Source organism: Massilia cellulosiltytica (assembly GCF_047325105.1).
GTDB classification, from domain to species: Bacteria; Pseudomonadota; Gammaproteobacteria; order Burkholderiales; family Burkholderiaceae_D; genus Telluria; species Telluria orientalis.
In genome coordinates this window covers 4,989,151-5,005,325 of the sequence record NZ_CP168562.1, presented here as the reverse complement: position 1 = coordinate 5,005,325, position 16,175 = coordinate 4,989,151, and the positions used below count along the sequence as shown (strand labels likewise).

Annotated in this window: 15 protein-coding genes; 8 read left to right on the top strand and 7 right to left on the bottom strand. The window is 65.1% G+C overall.

What is annotated here, in order from left to right:
• Positions 1-3 precede the first annotated feature (3 nt).
• Genes ACEN9H_RS21820 through ACEN9H_RS21810 form a run of 3 tightly spaced genes read left to right on the top strand, consistent with a single transcriptional unit; the run spans position 4 to position 1,568 of the window.
• Complete coding sequence (locus ACEN9H_RS21820; RefSeq protein ID WP_413672051.1) at positions 4-483, top strand: type II secretion system protein; 480 nt, start codon at positions 4-6, stop codon at positions 481-483.
• A 4-nt stretch (positions 484-487) separates the two neighbouring features.
• Entirely contained in the window at positions 488-868 is a 381-nt protein-coding gene (locus ACEN9H_RS21815) for a type II secretion system protein (RefSeq protein ID WP_056127099.1), read from the top strand.
• Positions 855-1,568, top strand: a complete 714-nt coding sequence (locus ACEN9H_RS21810; RefSeq protein WP_413672050.1) for a type II secretion system protein — start codon at positions 855-857, stop codon at positions 1,566-1,568. Before ACEN9H_RS21815 ends, ACEN9H_RS21810 begins: the two co-directional genes overlap by 14 nt.
• Here ACEN9H_RS21810 and murJ read toward each other — a convergent pair.
• A complete protein-coding gene (gene murJ / locus ACEN9H_RS21805; RefSeq protein WP_413672049.1) occupies positions 1,561-3,105 on the bottom strand; it encodes a murein biosynthesis integral membrane protein MurJ in 1,545 nt (514 codons plus the stop codon). The two genes, ACEN9H_RS21810 and murJ, sit on opposite strands and share 8 nt — an antisense overlap.
• 178 nt (positions 3,106-3,283) lie before the next feature.
• Between murJ and rpsT the strand changes: the two genes are divergently transcribed.
• Positions 3,284-3,550 (top strand): 30S ribosomal protein S20, encoded by a 267-nt coding sequence (gene rpsT, locus ACEN9H_RS21800; protein WP_413672048.1) that lies wholly within the window; start codon positions 3,284-3,286, stop codon positions 3,548-3,550.
• Positions 3,551-3,925: 375 nt separating this feature from the next.
• Here rpsT and ACEN9H_RS21795 read toward each other — a convergent pair whose 3' ends face one another.
• Positions 3,926-4,141, bottom strand: coding sequence for a hypothetical protein (locus ACEN9H_RS21795; protein WP_413672047.1), 216 nt, complete (start codon positions 4,139-4,141; stop codon positions 3,926-3,928).
• Between the two features lie 134 nt (positions 4,142-4,275).
• Positions 4,276-4,842, bottom strand: coding sequence for a pseudouridine synthase (locus ACEN9H_RS21790; protein WP_056128339.1), 567 nt, complete (start codon positions 4,840-4,842; stop codon positions 4,276-4,278).
• Between the two features lie 173 nt (positions 4,843-5,015).
• Between ACEN9H_RS21790 and icd the strand changes: the two genes are divergently transcribed.
• Positions 5,016-6,269 carry an NADP-dependent isocitrate dehydrogenase gene (gene icd / locus ACEN9H_RS21785; protein WP_056128342.1) on the top strand — a complete coding sequence of 418 codons (1,254 nt, stop codon included), beginning with the start codon at positions 5,016-5,018 and terminating at the stop codon, positions 6,267-6,269.
• Positions 6,270-6,400: 131 nt separating this feature from the next.
• On the opposite strand, the gene ACEN9H_RS21780 is transcribed toward icd, so the two are convergent.
• Positions 6,401-6,604 (bottom strand): cold-shock protein, encoded by a 204-nt coding sequence (locus ACEN9H_RS21780; RefSeq protein ID WP_036165387.1) that lies wholly within the window; start codon positions 6,602-6,604, stop codon positions 6,401-6,403.
• Positions 6,605-6,930: 326 nt separating this feature from the next.
• Here ACEN9H_RS21780 and clpS point away from each other — a divergent pair, with 326 nt between their 5' ends.
• The 3 genes from clpS (at position 6,931) to ACEN9H_RS21765 (ending at position 11,306) form a co-directional block, all read left to right on the top strand.
• A complete protein-coding gene (gene clpS / locus ACEN9H_RS21775; protein ID WP_027864722.1) occupies positions 6,931-7,233 on the top strand; it encodes an ATP-dependent Clp protease adapter ClpS in 303 nt (100 codons plus the stop codon).
• Positions 7,230-9,530, top strand: coding sequence for an ATP-dependent Clp protease ATP-binding subunit ClpA (gene clpA, locus ACEN9H_RS21770; protein WP_056127106.1), 2,301 nt, complete (start codon positions 7,230-7,232; stop codon positions 9,528-9,530). The genes clpS and clpA overlap by 4 nt, the downstream gene beginning before the upstream one ends.
• A gap of 150 nt (positions 9,531-9,680) precedes the next feature.
• The gene (locus tag ACEN9H_RS21765) at positions 9,681-11,306 is read left to right on the top strand and encodes a methyl-accepting chemotaxis protein (protein WP_413672046.1); all 1,626 of its coding nucleotides are present in this window, start codon (positions 9,681-9,683) and stop codon (positions 11,304-11,306) included.
• Between the two features lie 297 nt (positions 11,307-11,603).
• On the opposite strand, the gene ACEN9H_RS21760 is transcribed toward ACEN9H_RS21765, so the two are convergent.
• From ACEN9H_RS21760 to prpR, 3 genes are all read right to left on the bottom strand, one after another.
• On the bottom strand, positions 11,604-12,788 hold the full coding sequence (locus ACEN9H_RS21760; protein WP_413672045.1) for a trans-sulfuration enzyme family protein: 1,185 nt from the start codon (positions 12,786-12,788) through the stop codon (positions 11,604-11,606).
• Entirely contained in the window at positions 12,785-14,161 is a 1,377-nt protein-coding gene (locus ACEN9H_RS21755; RefSeq protein ID WP_413672044.1) for a pyridoxal-phosphate dependent enzyme, read from the bottom strand. Before ACEN9H_RS21755 ends, ACEN9H_RS21760 begins: the two co-directional genes overlap by 4 nt.
• A gap of 253 nt (positions 14,162-14,414) precedes the next feature.
• Entirely contained in the window at positions 14,415-16,040 is a 1,626-nt protein-coding gene (gene prpR / locus ACEN9H_RS21750) for a propionate catabolism operon regulatory protein PrpR (RefSeq protein WP_413672043.1), read from the bottom strand.
• Positions 16,041-16,175: the final 135 nt, after the last annotated feature.

Here is a 16,175-nt window from a genome sequence, read left to right as displayed (position 1 = left end):
GAGATGAGCACCCGGCGCCAGCGCGGCTTCACCCTGATCGAGCTGCTCGTCACGCTCGCGATCCTGGCGCTGCTCGGCACGTTGGTGGTGCCGACCGCGCAGATCGCGCTGCAGCGCCGCCACGAACAGCAATTGCGCGTGGCGCTGCGCGAGATCCGCGCCGCCCTGGACGCGTACAAGAAGGCCGGCGACGAAGGCCGCGTGGCCCGCCAGGCCGGCGCCAGCGGTTATCCGCCGAAGCTGGAAGTGCTCGTCGAGGGCGTGCCGGACCAGCGCAGCCCGAAGAAGGCGAAGATCTTTTTTCTGCGCCGCCTGCCGCGCGACCCGTTCAACGGCGATCCCGACCTGAAGGATGCCGAGACGTGGGGCAAGCGCAGCTACGCCAGCGAGCCGGACGAGCCGAAAGAGGGCGACGACGTGTACGACGTCTACTCGACCTCGGGCAGGGTCGGGCTGAACGGCATCCCCTACGACCGCTGGTGAAGACATGAACGTCGAACGACAACGGGGTTTTACCCTGATCGAACTGCTGGTGGTGCTGGGCATCGTGGCGCTGCTGCTCACGCTCGCGGCGCCGCGTTTCTTCCCGAAGGTCGACAGCACCAAGGAGACCATCCTCGCCGAGAACCTGCGCAACACGCGCGCCGTCATCGACCAGTTTTACGAGGACACGGGGCGTTATCCGGATTCGCTGCAGCAGCTCGTCGAGAAAAAATACCTGCCGGCGCTGCCGTTCGATCCGATCGCGGACAGCGACTCGGCCTGGACGGTCGTCCCGCCCGAGGATGGCGACAAGGGCGGCATCCACGACATCCACAGCGGCGCGCCGGGCACGGGCCGCAACGGCAAGCCGTATGCGGAATGGTAGGACGCCGCGGCGCGAGGGCGGTTTTACTTACCTCGGCCTCATCATCCTCGTGACCGTGATCGGCCTCGTGGGCGCGGCCACGCTGAAGGTCGACGCGCTGCTGCGGCGCGCGGCCGCCGAGGAAGAACTGCTGGACATCGGCGCCGCGTTCGGCGAGGCGCTGCGCACGTATGCCGAAGCGACGCCGAAGGGCCAGCCGGCGCAGCCGCCGTCGCTGCAGGAACTGCTGAAGGATCCGCGTTTTCCCGGCGTGCGCCGGCATCTGCGCAAGATCTTCGTCGACCCGCTGACGGGCAAGGCCGAGTGGGGCATCGTGTGGGCCAATCCCGGCGACCGGCGCGGCGTGCTGGCCGTGTACAGCCTGTCGAAGGCGAAGCCGCTGAAAGTGGCGAATTTCGACAAGCGCTTTTCCGGTTTCGAGAACAAGCAGCACGTGTCGGACTGGAAGTTCGCGGCGACCGGACAGGCGCTGATGCAGGGGCAGGTCCTCGCGCAGGGCAAACCGCAAATGCCCGGCCAGCCGTCGCTGTTCCAGGACCCGCCCGCGGGCACGCCGCCGCAGCAGCCGTCGCTGTTTCCCGAGCGGGACGCGACGCCGCCCGCGCCGGCCGAGCAGGCGCCGGGTGCCGATGCGCCGCCGGAGAAGGAAGAGAAAGAGGGCGAGCCCGCGGAGGGCCCCCAGCCCGTCCCGGCTACTTAGCGCGGCGCATGAAGTGGCGCGGCCGGAAGCCCAGCGCCAGCAGCACGGCGAAATACACGGCGGCGGAGGCTCCAATGATGAGGAACAGGGCGCCCGCGCGCAGCAGGGGATGGGCGCGCAGCGCGGCCCAGTCGAGCTGCGCCTGGCTGAACCAGGCCACGGCGCCCATCAGCGCGACGGCCACGACGACTTTCAGGAAGAACGCCAGCCAGCCCGCATGCGGCACGTAGATCGCGCGCCGGCGCAGGCCCGTGAACAGGAAGCTCGCGTTGATGCACGCACCGAGGCCGATCGACAGCGCGAGGCCCGCCACGCCCAGTACCGGCACGAACACGAGGTTCATCAGCTGGGTGGCGATGAGGACGCCGACGGCGATCTTGACCGGCGTGCGGATGTCCTGGCGCGCATAGAAGGCCGGGGCGAGGATCTTGACGAGGATGATGCCGAGCAGGCCGGCCGCATAGGCCATCAGCGGCGCCGTGGCGGCGGTGACGGCGCGCGCGTTGAACGCGCCGTAGTTGAACAGCGTGGCGATCAGCGGTTCGGCCAGCGTGGCGAGACCGACGGCGGCGGGCAGCGCGAGCAGGAACGTCAACCGCAGGCCCCAGTCGAGCAGGGCCGAGTATTCGGCGGGGTCGCCGTCCGCATTCGCCTTCGACAGGCTGGGCAGCAGCACCGTGCCCAGCGCGACGCCCAGCATGCCGGTCGGGAATTCCATCAAGCGGTCGGCGTATTGCAGCACGGAGACGCTGCCGGCGCCCAGGCGCGACGCGATGTTGGTGTTGATGAGCAGGCTGATCTGCGCGGCCGACACGGCGAACACGGCCGGGCCCATCTTCTTGAGGATGCGGCGCACGCCCGGGTCGGACAGGCCGGCGAACGGATTGATCGACAGGCGCGGCAGCATGCCGATGCGCTTCAGCGCGGGGATCTGGATGCCGACCTGCAGCACGCCGCCGACCATCACGGCCACCGCCATCGAATAGATCGGCACGTCGAAATACTTCACCATGAACAGCGAGAAGAAGATCGACGACAGGTTCCACAGCACGGGCGTGAACGCGGGGATCTTGAATTCGCGCCAGGTATTCAGCACGGCGCCGGCCAGCACGACGAACGACATGCACAGGATGTACGGGAACATCAGCCGGGTCATCACGACGCCGGCGTCGAACGCGGGGCCTTCGAGGCCGCTGGCGATGACGTACAGGACGATGGGCGCGCCGATGATGCCGACGACGCTCGTCGCGAGCGTCGCCCACACGAGCGTATTGGCGACGTGGTCGACGAGGGTGCGGGTGGCGGCATCGCCTTTCTGGCTCTTGTACTCGGCCAGGATCGGCACGAACGCCTGCGAGAACGCGCCTTCGCCGAACAGGCGGCGCAGCAGGTTGGGCAGGCGGAAGGCGATGTTGAAGGCGTCGGTATAATCGCTGGCGCCGAACGCGCGGGCAAACAGGGAGTCGCGCAATAGGCCGGTGATACGGGACAGCATCGTCATGCTCGAGATGGCTGCCAGGGTCTTGAGTAGGTTCATAGCCCGCGATTATAGCTGGGCTATTGCACAAAAACGAACCAGGATTTGCCCTTCGATGAAACCTTCGCTATAATCGAGGGCTGTATTGAATTCTGTTAGCAGACACTCGTTTGGCAGGCACTGGAATGGGCCGGTTTGAATGTTTGCAAACGCAACTTGACCCCGATTAGGAAATTCCATGGCAAATACCGCACAGGCGCGCAAGCGCGCTCGTCAAGCAGTCAAGCAAAACGCACACAACTCGGCTCAGCGCTCGACCCTGCGTACCGCAATCAAGGCCGTCAAAAAGGCCATCCAGGCTGGCGACAAGGCCGCTGCTTCGCAAATCTTCCAGCAGTCCGTGTCGGCCATCGACAGCATCGCTGACAAGAAAATCATCCACAAGAACAAGGCCGCTCGCCACAAGAGCCGCCTGGCTGCCGCCATCAAGGCCCTGTCGGCTTAATACACCCGACAGCAACGCCCGCGCGGCCTCGGCTGCGCTGTGCATGGTTGAAGAGCCCGCCCCGACGCAAGTCCGGCGGGTTTTTTGTTGCCTGGAACCCTGTGTGTAAATTCGGGGTCAGAGCACATTTTTCTCGAAATTCGGGGTCAGAGCACATTTCGGCGACATGTCATCCGAGCATCAAGCATGGCCGGGGCAGGTGGCGCAGTCGCGCCCTGTCCATCTCACCGGGCCGCGCTCCGCAGGGCTTCGTTCTGTTAGAACATTGTTCTCAAAAGTGCTCTGACCCCGAATTTTATGGTTAATGTGCTCTGACCCCGAATTTGAGCGTAAAAAAAGGCAGCCCGCAGGCTGCCTGGATGTGCGGCGGGGCGCTTACTTCGCTGCCGACTCGGCCGGAGCGGCTGCGTCCGCTGCTGCGGCCTTCTTGGCCTTCTTGTGGTGTTTCTTCATTTTCTTTGCGGGAGCGGCGGGCTGCTCGGCCGTGGTCGATGCAGCCGGAGCGGCAGCTGCCGGTGCCGCGGCCTGGGTGGCGGCGAAAGCGGAAACGGCGAACAGGGAAGCAACCAGGCCAGCGATCAGTTTGGACATTTCGAGTTCCTTTAAAGAAGAAGGTGATCCACAACGGTGAATCTGTCCCCTTAACGGTGCCTCGGAATTGCCGGTTGACAGTTTTCTGCCCGTTCTACATTAACGTTTGGAAAGGTTGATCTGCCTCAAGCGTGTCAGCTTTTGCCGCCCACGGCGGCAGCCGGCACTTCCATCCACTCGCCGGGCATCAGCGGATGCGTCGCCAGCGAAAACGGCCCGATGCTCGAGCGCACGAGACGCAATGTGGGCAGGCCGACGGCGGCCGTCATCCGGCGCACCTGGCGATTTTTCCCCTCTTCGAGCGTGATCGCGATCCAGCTGGTCGGCTTGTCCTGGCGCACGCGGATGGGCGGGTTGCGCGGCCACAGCCATTCCGGCGCCGCGATCAGCGTGGCGCGGCACGGTTTCGTGACGAAGTCACCCAGGTCGATCGGGGCCTGCAGGCGGTCGAGGGTGGCGCGGTCGGCGACTCCCTCCAGTTGCACTAGATAAGTCTTCGCTTCCTTGTGGTCCGGATGAGCGATCTGGTGCTGCAGGCGGCCGTCGTCCGTCAGCAGCATCAGGCCTTCGCTGTCGGCGTCGAGCCGGCCGGCGGGGTAGATGTTCGGGATGTCGAGGTAGTCGGCGAGGGTTGCGCGCTCGTCTTCGCGCGAGAACTGGCACAGCACCTGGAAGGGTTTATTGAACAGGATGAGGGACATGAAGGATGGATTTTGGAGCAAAATAGCGAGCCTCTGGCCCGTCGCGATCAATACTGGTGCATAATGTTGTGTCAGTGTTGCGTCTTAGACAAGACGACGGCCAGCCCACTATTCTAATGGAGATCGCAGTCCTGGCGGTCCGCCGCCGCCGCGTGCCCACTTCGGAGAACATGATGTATCAACATATCAAAGTACCTACCGATGGTCAAAAGATTACCGTCAACGCGGACTTCTCGCTGAGCGTCCCCGATCAGCCGGTCATCCCCTATATCGAAGGCGATGGCACCGGCGTCGACATCACCCCGGTGATGCTGAAGGTCGTCGACGCGGCCGTCGCAAAGGCATACGGCGGCCAGCGCAAGATCGCGTGGATGGAAGTGTTTGCCGGCGAGAAGTCGACGCAGGTGTATGGCCCGGACGTCTGGCTGCCGACCGAAACGCTGGACTGCGTGCGCGAGTATGTCGTGTCGATCAAGGGCCCGCTGACGACGCCGGTCGGCGGCGGCATCCGCTCGCTGAACGTGGCGCTGCGCCAGGAACTCGACCTGTACGTCTGCCTGCGTCCCGTGCGCTACTTCAATGGCGTGCCGTCGCCGCTGCGCGAGCCGCACAAGACGGACATGGTGATCTTCCGCGAGAACTCGGAAGACATCTATGCGGGCATCGAATGGGCCGCCGAGTCGGCCGAGGCGAAGAAGGTCATCGAATTCCTGACCCGCGAGATGGGCGTGCGCAAGATCCGCTTCCCGGAAACCTCCGCGATCGGCATCAAGCCGGTGTCGCGCGAAGGTACGGAACGCCTCGTGCGCAAGGCGCTCCAGTACGCGATCGACAACGACAAGCCGTCTGTCACCATTGTCCACAAGGGCAATATCATGAAGTACACGGAAGGCGGCTTCCGCGACTGGGGCTATGCGCTGGCGCAACGCGAATTCGGGGCCGAGCTGGTCGACGGCGGCCCGTGGTGCAAGTTCAAGAATCCGCGCACGGGCAAGGACATCGTCGTCAAGGATTCGATCGCGGACGCCTTCCTGCAGCAGATCCTGCTGCGTCCGGCCGAGTACAGCGTCATCGCCACCCTGAACCTGAACGGCGACTACGTCTCGGACGCGCTGGCGGCCCAGGTCGGCGGCATCGGCATCGCGCCGGGCGCCAACATGTCCGATTCCGTCGCGATGTTCGAAGCAACGCACGGCACGGCGCCCAAGTACGCGGGCAAGGATTACGTGAACCCGGGTTCGCTGATCCTGTCGGCCGAGATGATGCTGCGCCACATGGGCTGGACGGAAGCGGCCGACCTCATCATCAGCTCGATGGAAAAGGCGATCGCGTCCAAGCGCGTCACCTACGACTTCGCGCGCCTGATGGAAGGGGCGACGCAGGTGTCGTGCTCGGGCTTCGGCGACGTAATGATCGAGAATATGTAAGCGCAGTCTTATTGACGCAGATCAAGCCCCGTATGCGTACGGGGCTTTTTTGTTTGCAGGAGAGGGATGATGCGTGGCGGCGGGCCAAAAAAAACCCCGCCGAAGCGGGGTTCTTTGCTTCCGGAGGGTGCTTACGCGCCGACGATGTTAGAAGCTTGCTTGCCTTTCGGGCCTTGCGTGACTTCGAATTGGACTTTTTGACCTTCTTTGAGGGTCTTAAAACCGTTCATATTGATCGCGGAGAAGTGCGCGAACAAATCTTCGCCGCCGTCATCAGGGGTGATGAAGCCAAAACCTTTGGAATCATTGAACCACTTAACAGTACCTGTTGCCATAAAATAACCTTCGATTAAAAACAAATCACACGAGCCATAAAAGCAAGAAGCTTCTTGCCCCCTCCTCAGCCTGCTCACTTCTTATCAACAAGTACATAAGTACATGTCAATAACTGCATTGTTGGCGCAAGAATCTCGTAAGTCAAGCGGTTTTGAACACGCGTTGTAAAAAATGACATAGTGGCTGAAAATCAAGCTCTTGATTTTCGCAATGGAACCGCCATCTGCGCTCCAACTGGAAAACGCGTAAGATGGAAAGCAAATGGGATTACCTTGAGCGTTAGTTTCCGCACACACGAAGATCGAAAGCAATTTAGAATACCCCTATGGCAACCAAGCACGATACCGAACAGCTGCTGGAGCGGCAGACAGTCAAGCCACCTCCCTTGTATCAGGTGGCGTTGCTCAATGACGACTACACGCCGATGGAGTTCGTGGTCGCCATCATCCAGGAGTACTTCAACAAGGATCGCGAGACGGCGACGCAGATCATGCTTTCTGTACACCGCCATGGTAAAGGGGTGTGCGGCGTGTTTTCCAAAGATATAGCGTGTACCAAAGTGGAGTTTGTATTAACGCATGCGCGCAAGGCAGGCCATCCCCTGCAGTGCGTGATGGAGGAAGTATGATTGCGCAGGAATTGGAAGTATCTCTACACATGGCCTTTGTCGAAGCGCGGCAGGCTCGGCACGAGTTCATCACGGTCGAACACCTGCTGCTGGCGTTGCTCGACAACCCGTCGGCCGCTGAAGTCCTGCGTGCGTGCGCGGTCAATATCGAAGACCTGCGTAAGACCTTGACGAATTTCATCGGCGATAACACTCCGACCGTGCCGGGTACCGGCGAAGTCGACACCCAACCGACGCTGGGCTTCCAGCGCGTGATCCAGCGCGCGATCATGCACGTCCAGTCGGCGTCGAACGGCAAGAAGGAAGTCACCGGTGCGAACGTGCTCGTGGCGATCTTCGGCGAGAAGGACTCGCATGCCGTTTACTACCTGCACCAGCAGGGCGTGACCCGTCTCGACGTGGTCAATTTCATCTCGCACGGCGTGCGCAAGGACCAGCAGATCGACAGCCAGAAGGCGTCGGAGGGCGTGGAAGAAGCGCAGGTCGAAGGCCAGGCCAAGGAAAGCCCGCTGGATCAGTTCACCACGAACCTGAACAAGGCTGCCGCCGACGGGCGCATCGATCCGCTGATCGGGCGCGAAGAGGAAGTGGATCGCGTGATCCAGATCCTGTGCCGGCGCCGCAAGAACAATCCGCTGCTCGTGGGCGAGGCCGGCGTCGGCAAGACCGCGATCGCCGAAGGCCTGGCATGGCGCATCGTCCAGGAAGACGTGCCCGAGATCCTGCAGAATGCCGTCGTGTATTCGCTGGACATGGGCGCGCTGCTGGCCGGCACCAAGTACCGCGGCGACTTCGAGCAACGCCTGAAGGCAGTGTTGAAGCAGCTCAAGGACACGCCGAACGGCATCCTGTTCATCGACGAGATCCACACGATCATCGGCGCCGGCTCGGCATCGGGCGGCACGCTCGACGCGTCGAACCTGCTCAAGCCGGCCCTCGCGAACGGCCAGCTGAAGTGCATCGGCGCGACCACGTTCACGGAATTCCGCGGCGTGTTCGAGAAGGATCACGCATTGAGCCGCCGCTTCCAGAAAGTGGACGTGAACGAGCCGTCGGTCGAGCAGACCGTGCAGATCCTGCGCGGCCTCAAGTCGCGCTTCGAAGAGCACCATGGCGTGAAGTATTCGGCGTCGGCGCTGTCGACCGCGGCCGAGCTCGCTGCTCGCTTCATCAATGACCGTCATCTGCCGGACAAGGCGATCGACGTGATCGACGAAGCGGGTGCGGCCCAGCGCGTGCTGCCGAAGTCGAAGCAGAAGAAGACCATCGGCAAGACCGAGATCGAGGACATCATCGCGAAGATCGCGCGGATTCCTCCGCAGACCGTCAACCAGGACGACCGCAGCAAGCTGCAGACCATCGACCGCGACCTGCGCAACGTCGTGTTCGGGCAAGACCCGGCCATCGAAGCGTTGTCGGCCGCGATCAAGATGGCCCGCGCCGGCCTCGGCAAGCAGGACAAGCCGATCGGTTCGTTCCTGTTCTCCGGTCCCACCGGCGTCGGCAAGACGGAAGTCGCGAAGCAGCTGGCGTTCATCCTCGGCATCGAGCTGGTGCGTTTCGACATGTCGGAATATATGGAGCGTCACGCCGTATCGCGCCTGATCGGTGCGCCGCCGGGCTACGTCGGCTTCGACCAGGGCGGCCTGCTGACCGAGGCCATCACCAAGAAGCCGCATGCGGTGCTGCTGCTGGACGAGATCGAGAAGGCCCATCCGGACATCTTCAACATCCTGCTGCAGGTGATGGACCATGGCACCTTGACCGACAACAACGGCCGCAAGGCGGACTTCCGCAACGTGATCATCATCATGACCACGAATGCAGGTGCGGAAAGCCTGACCAAGCGTTCGGTGGGCTTCGTGGATTCGAAGGCGCAGGGCGACGAGATGGCCGACATCAAGCGCATGTTCACGCCTGAGTTCCGCAACCGCCTGGATGCGATCATCAGCTTCCGCGCGCTGGACGAGGACATCATCCTGCGCGTCGTGGACAAGTTCCTGATGCAGCTGGAAGAGCAGCTGCACGAGAAGAAGGTGGAAGCCGTCTTCACCGAGAAGCTGCGCAAGTTCCTCGCGAAGAAAGGTTTCGACCCGCTGATGGGTGCCCGTCCGATGTCGCGCCTGATCCAGGACATGATCCGCAAGGCGCTGGCCGACGAACTGCTGTTCGGCCGTCTCGTGAACGGTGGCCGTGTCACGGTCGACCTGAACGAGAAGGACGACGTGTTCCTCGAGTTCCCGGAAGGCGACGTCCCGCCGCCGCCTGAGCCCGTCGAGACCGTCGAGATCGAATAACCGATCGCTCTGATGAAAAGCCCGCCTCGTGCGGGCTTTTTTTTCGTCATGCCCATGTCACAAAAGAATGCATGGGTGTCACACATCGTCATTTTGTTGTCATACGGCATTTGTATCATCGGTCGCATCCCTCCCTTCCGGACATAGCCCATGCGACTCGCACAGCTCTCCACCGGCACCAAGATCATCGGCGCCTTTGCCGTGGTGTCCCTTGCCATCGTCATCATTTCCCTCGTCGCGCTGTGGCGCATGCATGCCGCCGACGCCATCACGAACGACCTCGTCAATAACAAGCTCGCACGGCAACAGCTGACGGCCGAGCTGCTGGGCGTCACGCGCCTGAACGGCGTGCGCGCCGTGGCCATCGCCCGCAGCGACAGCCTGGAGGCGGGCGACTACTTCCAGGCCATGCTCCAGCAGGGCGAAAAGAACGCGGCCGCGCTCGAGGCGAAGCTGGGCGCGCTGCCGGCCGTGCCGGACGAGCGCGCCCTGATCGACGCCGTCGCACAGCGCAAGGCGGCCTACGTGTACGTTCGCAAGCAGGTGTTCCAGGCGAAGGACTTCGGCAAGACGCAGGAGGTCGAGCAACTGGCGTCCGGCGAGCTGGCCACGACCTTCGACGCTTACACGCAAGCTCTCGACGCGCTGCTCGCATGGCAGACCCGCGAGGCGCACGCGCTGGCGGCCACGTCCGCACAGGCGTTCGCCCTCAGCCGCGTCCTGCTGCCCGCGTTCGGCCTGGCCGCGCTGCTGGTCGGCTGCGCCGCCGGCTGGCTGCTCACGCGCAGCATCGTGACGCCGCTGCAGGATGCCGTCGTGCTGGCAGAGCGCGTCGCGACGGGCGACCTGTCCGCCACCATCGAGCATGCGCGCGGCGACGAGATCGGGCGCCTGTTCGATGCACTGAACCACATGACGGACGGCGTGTCGGCCACGGTCGTGAAAGTGCTGGACAGCGCCCGCATGATCGACGGCGCGTCGGCCGAGATCGCGGCCGGTAATAGCGACCTCTCGCACCGCACGGAAGCCCAGGCGCGCAGCCTGCATGCGACCGTGCAGGCGATGGCCGACCTGACCGAGGCGGTCGAACAGAACCACGTCAACGCCCACGACGCGAACGGGCTCGCGTTGGCCGCATCGGGTGTCGCCAAGGACGGTGCCGGCGCCGTCGGGCAGATGGTCGAGCGCATGGAAACGATCCGCCAGTCGGCTGCCCGCATCGGCGACATCACGGCGATGATCGACGGGATCGCGTTCCAGACGAACATCCTCGCGCTGAACGCGGCCGTCGAAGCGGCGCGCGCGGGCGAGCAGGGCCGCGGTTTTGCGGTCGTCGCGGGCGAAGTCCGTAACCTGGCCCAGCATTCCGCATCGGCGGCGAAAGAAATCAAGAACCTGATCGGCGAGTCGACGCTCGCCATCGCGTCCGGCGCCGGCATCGCCAGCGCGGCGGGCGACACGATGCGCGAGATCCTCGACCGCGTGCAGCAGGTGGCCGATCTGCTGCACGCGATCGACGGCGCCAGCTCCGAGCAGGCGGCCGGCATCGCGCGCGTGCGCGGCGTCATCGCCGAGATGGACGAGGCGACGCAGCAGAATGCGGCAATGGTGGAGCAGGCGGCGGCTGCCGCGGCCACGATGCGGGCGCAGGCGGAGGAGTTGACGGATGTGGTGTCGACGTTCCGGGTGCGCGGCAACGAGGTCGCACGTCACGTGTTCGTTGACGAGAGCGAGGACGAGCGGGGACTGGCGTTGCCAGTACCGGCGTACGCTTAGGTAACCCGCGACACTGATCGACGTCGTCCCTGCGAAGGCAGGGACCCAAGTCCTGCCTGCGCTGTCGAGTAGCGTGCAAATTGGGCCCCCGCCTGCGCGGGGGCGACGTTTTTTCGGATTGCGCTGTCGAGTAGCGTGCAAATTGGCCCCCGCCTGCGCGGGGCGACGTTTTTTCGGATTGCGCTGTCGAGTAGCGCGCAAATTGGGCCCCCGCCTGCGCGGGGGCGACGGTTTTTCAAATTGCGCTGTCGAGTAGCGTGCAAATCGGCTTCCCGCCTGCGCGGGGGCGACGGTTTTTCAGATAGCGGCCAGTGCCCGCGCCAGGTCCGTCCGCTGGTCCTCCACATGCTCGATCCCGACCGACAACCGGATCAACCCATCCCCAATCCCCAGCCTCGCCCGCTGATCCGCCGGAATGGTCGCATGCGTCATGATGGCCGGATGCTCGATCAGGCTCTCGACGCCGCCGAGGCTCTCGGCCAGCGTGAAGATCTCGCACTGCTCCAGGAAGCGGCGCGCGCCGGCGATGTCGGTGTCGAGGTCGATGGAGATGATGCCGCCGTAGCCGTGCATCTGGCGCCGCGCCAGTTCATGCTGCGGGTGCGACGCCAGGCCCGGGTAGTAGACGTGGCGCACCCTGGCCTGGCCCTGCAGCCACTGCGCCAGGTCGAGCGCGTTGCTGTTGCTGCGTTCCACGCGCAAGGCCAGCGTCTTGATTCCGCGAAGTACGAGAAAACTGTCGAACGGGCCCTGGATCGCACCGACGGCGTTCTGGATGAAGCCGAGGCGTTCGCGCCATGCCTGCTGGTGCGCATGGCCGCCTACGACGGCAATGCCGCCGATGACGTCCGAGTGGCCGTTCATGTACTTCGTCGTCGAGTGCACGACGATGTCGATGCCCAGTTCCAGCGGGCGCTGGTTGATGGGGCTCGCGAACGTGTTGTCGCACACCGTCATCACGCCGCGCTCGCGGCACAGCTGCGCGATCGCGTGCAGGTCGGCCAGCTTGAGCATCGGGTTCGTCGGCGTCTCGACCCATACCATCTTCGTTTCCGGGCGCAGCGCGTTCGCGAGCGCGAGCGGGTCGGTCAGGTCGACGTACGTGAACTCGTGGCCGCTGCTTACGCGGCGCACGCGCTCGAACAGCCGGTAGGTGCCGCCATACATGTCGTCGCCGGCGACGATGTGCGAGCCGGCCGGCAGCAGTTCGAGTACCGCCGCGATGGCCGCGAGGCCGGACGCGAACGCGTAGGCGGCGCCGCCGCTTTCGATGTCTGCCACGCACCGCTCCAGCGCCCAGCGCGTCGGGTTGTGCGAGCGGCCGTAGTCCAGGCCCTTGTGCACGCCCGGGCTTTCCTGGGCAAAGGTCGACGTCGCGTAAATGGGCGGCATCACGGCGCCCGTCGTGGGGTCGGGCGCCTGGCCGCCGTGGATGACGCGCGTGGCGATGTGGCGTTGGTGGTTGTCGTCTTGGTGGCTCACGTGAGTGTCCTGCGCAGATGGTTGAGAAGGTCGAAGCGGGTGATCAGCCCATAGAACCGGTCGCCGTCGACGATGACGGCGGTGAGGCCCCGGTCGAGGATGTCGCGCAGCTGCTGCATGCCGGCGGACGGCGCCAGGGTCTGCAGGTCGGACGTCATCGTGCCGGAGACCGGTGCCTTGAAGTGTTCCCGGTCGCTCGTCACGTGCAGCAGCAGGTCGGACTCGTCGATCAGGCCGACGAGCTTGCCCTTGTCGACGACGGGCATCTGCGCGAGGTCGGCGCTGCGCATGCGGTTGAAGGCAGTGAGCAGGGTGTCGGTCGGCGACACGGTGATGACTTCCCCGTCGTCGAAGCGGCGGCCGATCAGGTCGCGCAGGTCGCCCGTGCGGGGACGGTGCAGCAGGCCCTGGTCGACCATCCAGCCGTCGCTGTACACCTTGGTGAGATAGCGCGTGCCCGTGTCGCAGACGAAGGTCACGACGCGCTTGGGCGTCGTTTGCGCGCGGCAGTAACGCAGCGCGGCCGCGAGCAGGGTGCCCGTCGACGAACCAGCCAGGATGCCTTCCTGGCGCAGCAGTTCGCGCGCCGTGTTGAAGCTTTCCTCGTCGCTGATGGAGTAGGCCGTCTTCACGCGCGACATGTCGGCGATGGACGGGATGAAGTCCTCGCCGATGCCCTCGACGGCCCAGGAGCCGGAGACGTCGCTGACCTTGCCGGTCTTGACGTAATCGGCCAGGATCGAGCCCTGCGGATCGGCCAGCACGAATTCCAGGTCCGGCTGCACGCGCGCGAAAAAGCGCGACAGGCCCGTCAACGTGCCGGACGAGCCGACGCCCACGACGATGGCGTCCAGCTCGTGGCGCATCTGGTCCCAGATCTCGGGCGCGGTGGTGGTTTCGTGCGCGGCCGGGTTGGCGGGATTGTTGAACTGGTCGGCGAACCAGGCGCCGGGGATCTCGCGCGCGAGCCGCGCCGCGTAGTCCTGGTAGTACTCGGGGTGACCCTTGCCGACGTCGGAGCGGGTCAGGTGGATCTCGGCGCCGAGGGCTTTCAGGTGCAGGATCTTTTCGGACGCCATCTTGTCGGGCACGACGAGCACGACGCGGTAGCCCTTGATCCGGGCGACGAGCGCGAGGCCGAGGCCCGTGTTGCCCGCCGTGGCCTCGACGACGGTGCCGCCGGGTTGCAGGCGGCCGTCGCGTTCCGCCGCCTCGATCATGGCGCGGCCGACGCGGTCCTTGATGGAGCCGCCGGGGTTCTGGGATTCCAGCTTGAGGAACAGGCGGCAGGGGCCCGTGTCCATGCGGGTGACCTCCACCATGGGGGTGTTGCCGATCAGCGAAAACAGTGCAGCTTGCGACAAGTCTTGCATATTGCCTCCGTGCGGACGGGCGGTGCGCCACCTCATGGGCGGCGCAGCCGGGAAGCTGGCACCGGTCGGGCGCCAGGCCGTAGTAAAAAAATGATAATACGGTTTTTGACCCTTGTGTGGGTTGGGCGAGGTTAAGCATCGCGTGAAACTGTGTTGCCATCGGAACGTCGTCCCCGCGGAGGCGGGGACCGATTTTGCGCGTGTCGCGGCAGCGCTTGCAAGATTGGGCCTCCGCCTGCGCGGGGGCGACGACCTAATTTCCCGCCTTCAGCCGGCGCCACAACGTCGTCCGGCTGATCCCGAGGTAGCGCGCGGCCGCGTCGCGCTGGCCGTCGAAGCGGGCCAGGACGTCGGCCAGGCTTTCCTGGACCTGGACCTGTGTCTGCATCGGCGGTGCCAGCGCGGGAACCGCCGGCAGCGTCCCCAGCTCCGGCGCCACCGACAATAAAAACGCGGGCGTCAGCGCCTGCAGCGGCTCGGCGGCGAGGAACAGCGCCAGGCGTTCCATCAGGTTGCGCAGTTCGCGCACGTTGCCCGGCCAGGCATAGGCCTGCAACAGCGGGGCGCACGCCGCGATCTCGGCCGCCAGGTTCGGATGCGGCCGGGCGCTCAGCGCGGCGAGGGCGTTCTTCAGTGCCCACTCGGCCAGTTGCGGGACGTCCTCCGGGCGGGCGCGCAGCGGGGGCAGGGACAGGCGCAACACGGCCAGGCGATAGAACAGGTCGGCGCGGAAGCGCCCCTCGCGGACTCTCGCTTCCAGGTCGCAGTGCGTCGCGCTGATGACGCGCACGTCGATGGGCACGGGGCGCGTGCCGCCCACGCGCATCACTTCGCGTTCCTCGAGCACGCGCAGCAGGCGGGTCTGCAGCGCGAGCGGCATTTCGCCGATTTCGTCGAGGAACAGCGTGCCGCCGTCCGCCGCCTCGAACAGGCCCGCGTGGCCGCCGCGGCGCGCGCCCGTGAACGCGCCTTCCTCGTGGCCGAACAGTTCCGATTCCAGCAGCGACTCGGCGATGGCACCGCAGTTGACGGCGATGAACGGCCGGTTCGCGCCGCGCCGCGGACTTTCGCGGTGGATGGCCTGGGCGACGAGTTCCTTGCCGCTGCCCGTCTCGCCCTGGATCAGCACCGTCGCCGGCGAACGCGCGTACAGCACGACGGTCTGGCGCAGCCGCTCCATCGCGGCGGAGTCTCCGCGCAGGTCGGCCAGGCCGCGGCGCGCGCGCCGGCTGTCGGTGGCGGCCACGCGCCGTCCGCGTCCGCTTTCGAGACGGGTCAGGCGCGCCATCTCGAGGGCGTCGTCGAACGCGCGCCGGATGGACTCCAGCGAGTACACGAACACCGTCTTGAGGCCCGCTTCCTCGGCCAGGTCGGTGATCAGGCCGGCCCCCACGATCACCTCGACGCCCGCGGCTTTCAACTCGGCGATACTGGCGCGCGCGTCGTCTTCCGTGACGTACGTGCGCTGTTCGACGGCGAGGCCGAACGTGGCCGCGAACTCGGCCAGTTCCGCCACGGGACGCTGGTAGTGGACGAGGCCGATGCGCGCCGACATGCGCCGCGCGCGCGCGAGGGCCTGCATGACGTCGAAGCCGCTCGCCGTCGCGACGACGACCGGCACCGACACGCGTCCTTTCAGGTAGGCGGCATTGGAGCCGGCCGCGATCACGACGTCGCAGTGTTCCGTCGCCATGCGTTCCCGGATGTGGCGCGCGGCCTCGTCGAAGCCCAGGTGCAGTGGTTCGATCTGGGCCAGGTGGTCGTATTCCGGCGTGATGTGGCGGAACAGGTCGGACAGGCGCGACACGGAGACCGTCCAGATGACGGGCTTGCCGGGGCCCTGGTCCGGCGCGGGCGCGGGACGGGTCGGGTAACTCATGTTGCAAGTGTACATGAATGTGCAACGCACGTTTCAACGCGGTTTCACGCTGAAACGGTTGGGCGCAAACATTTCGGCGAGCCGTAAGAATCGGGTAAGGCGGCCCACTTAGGATCGATACCAGCCCGTCAACCT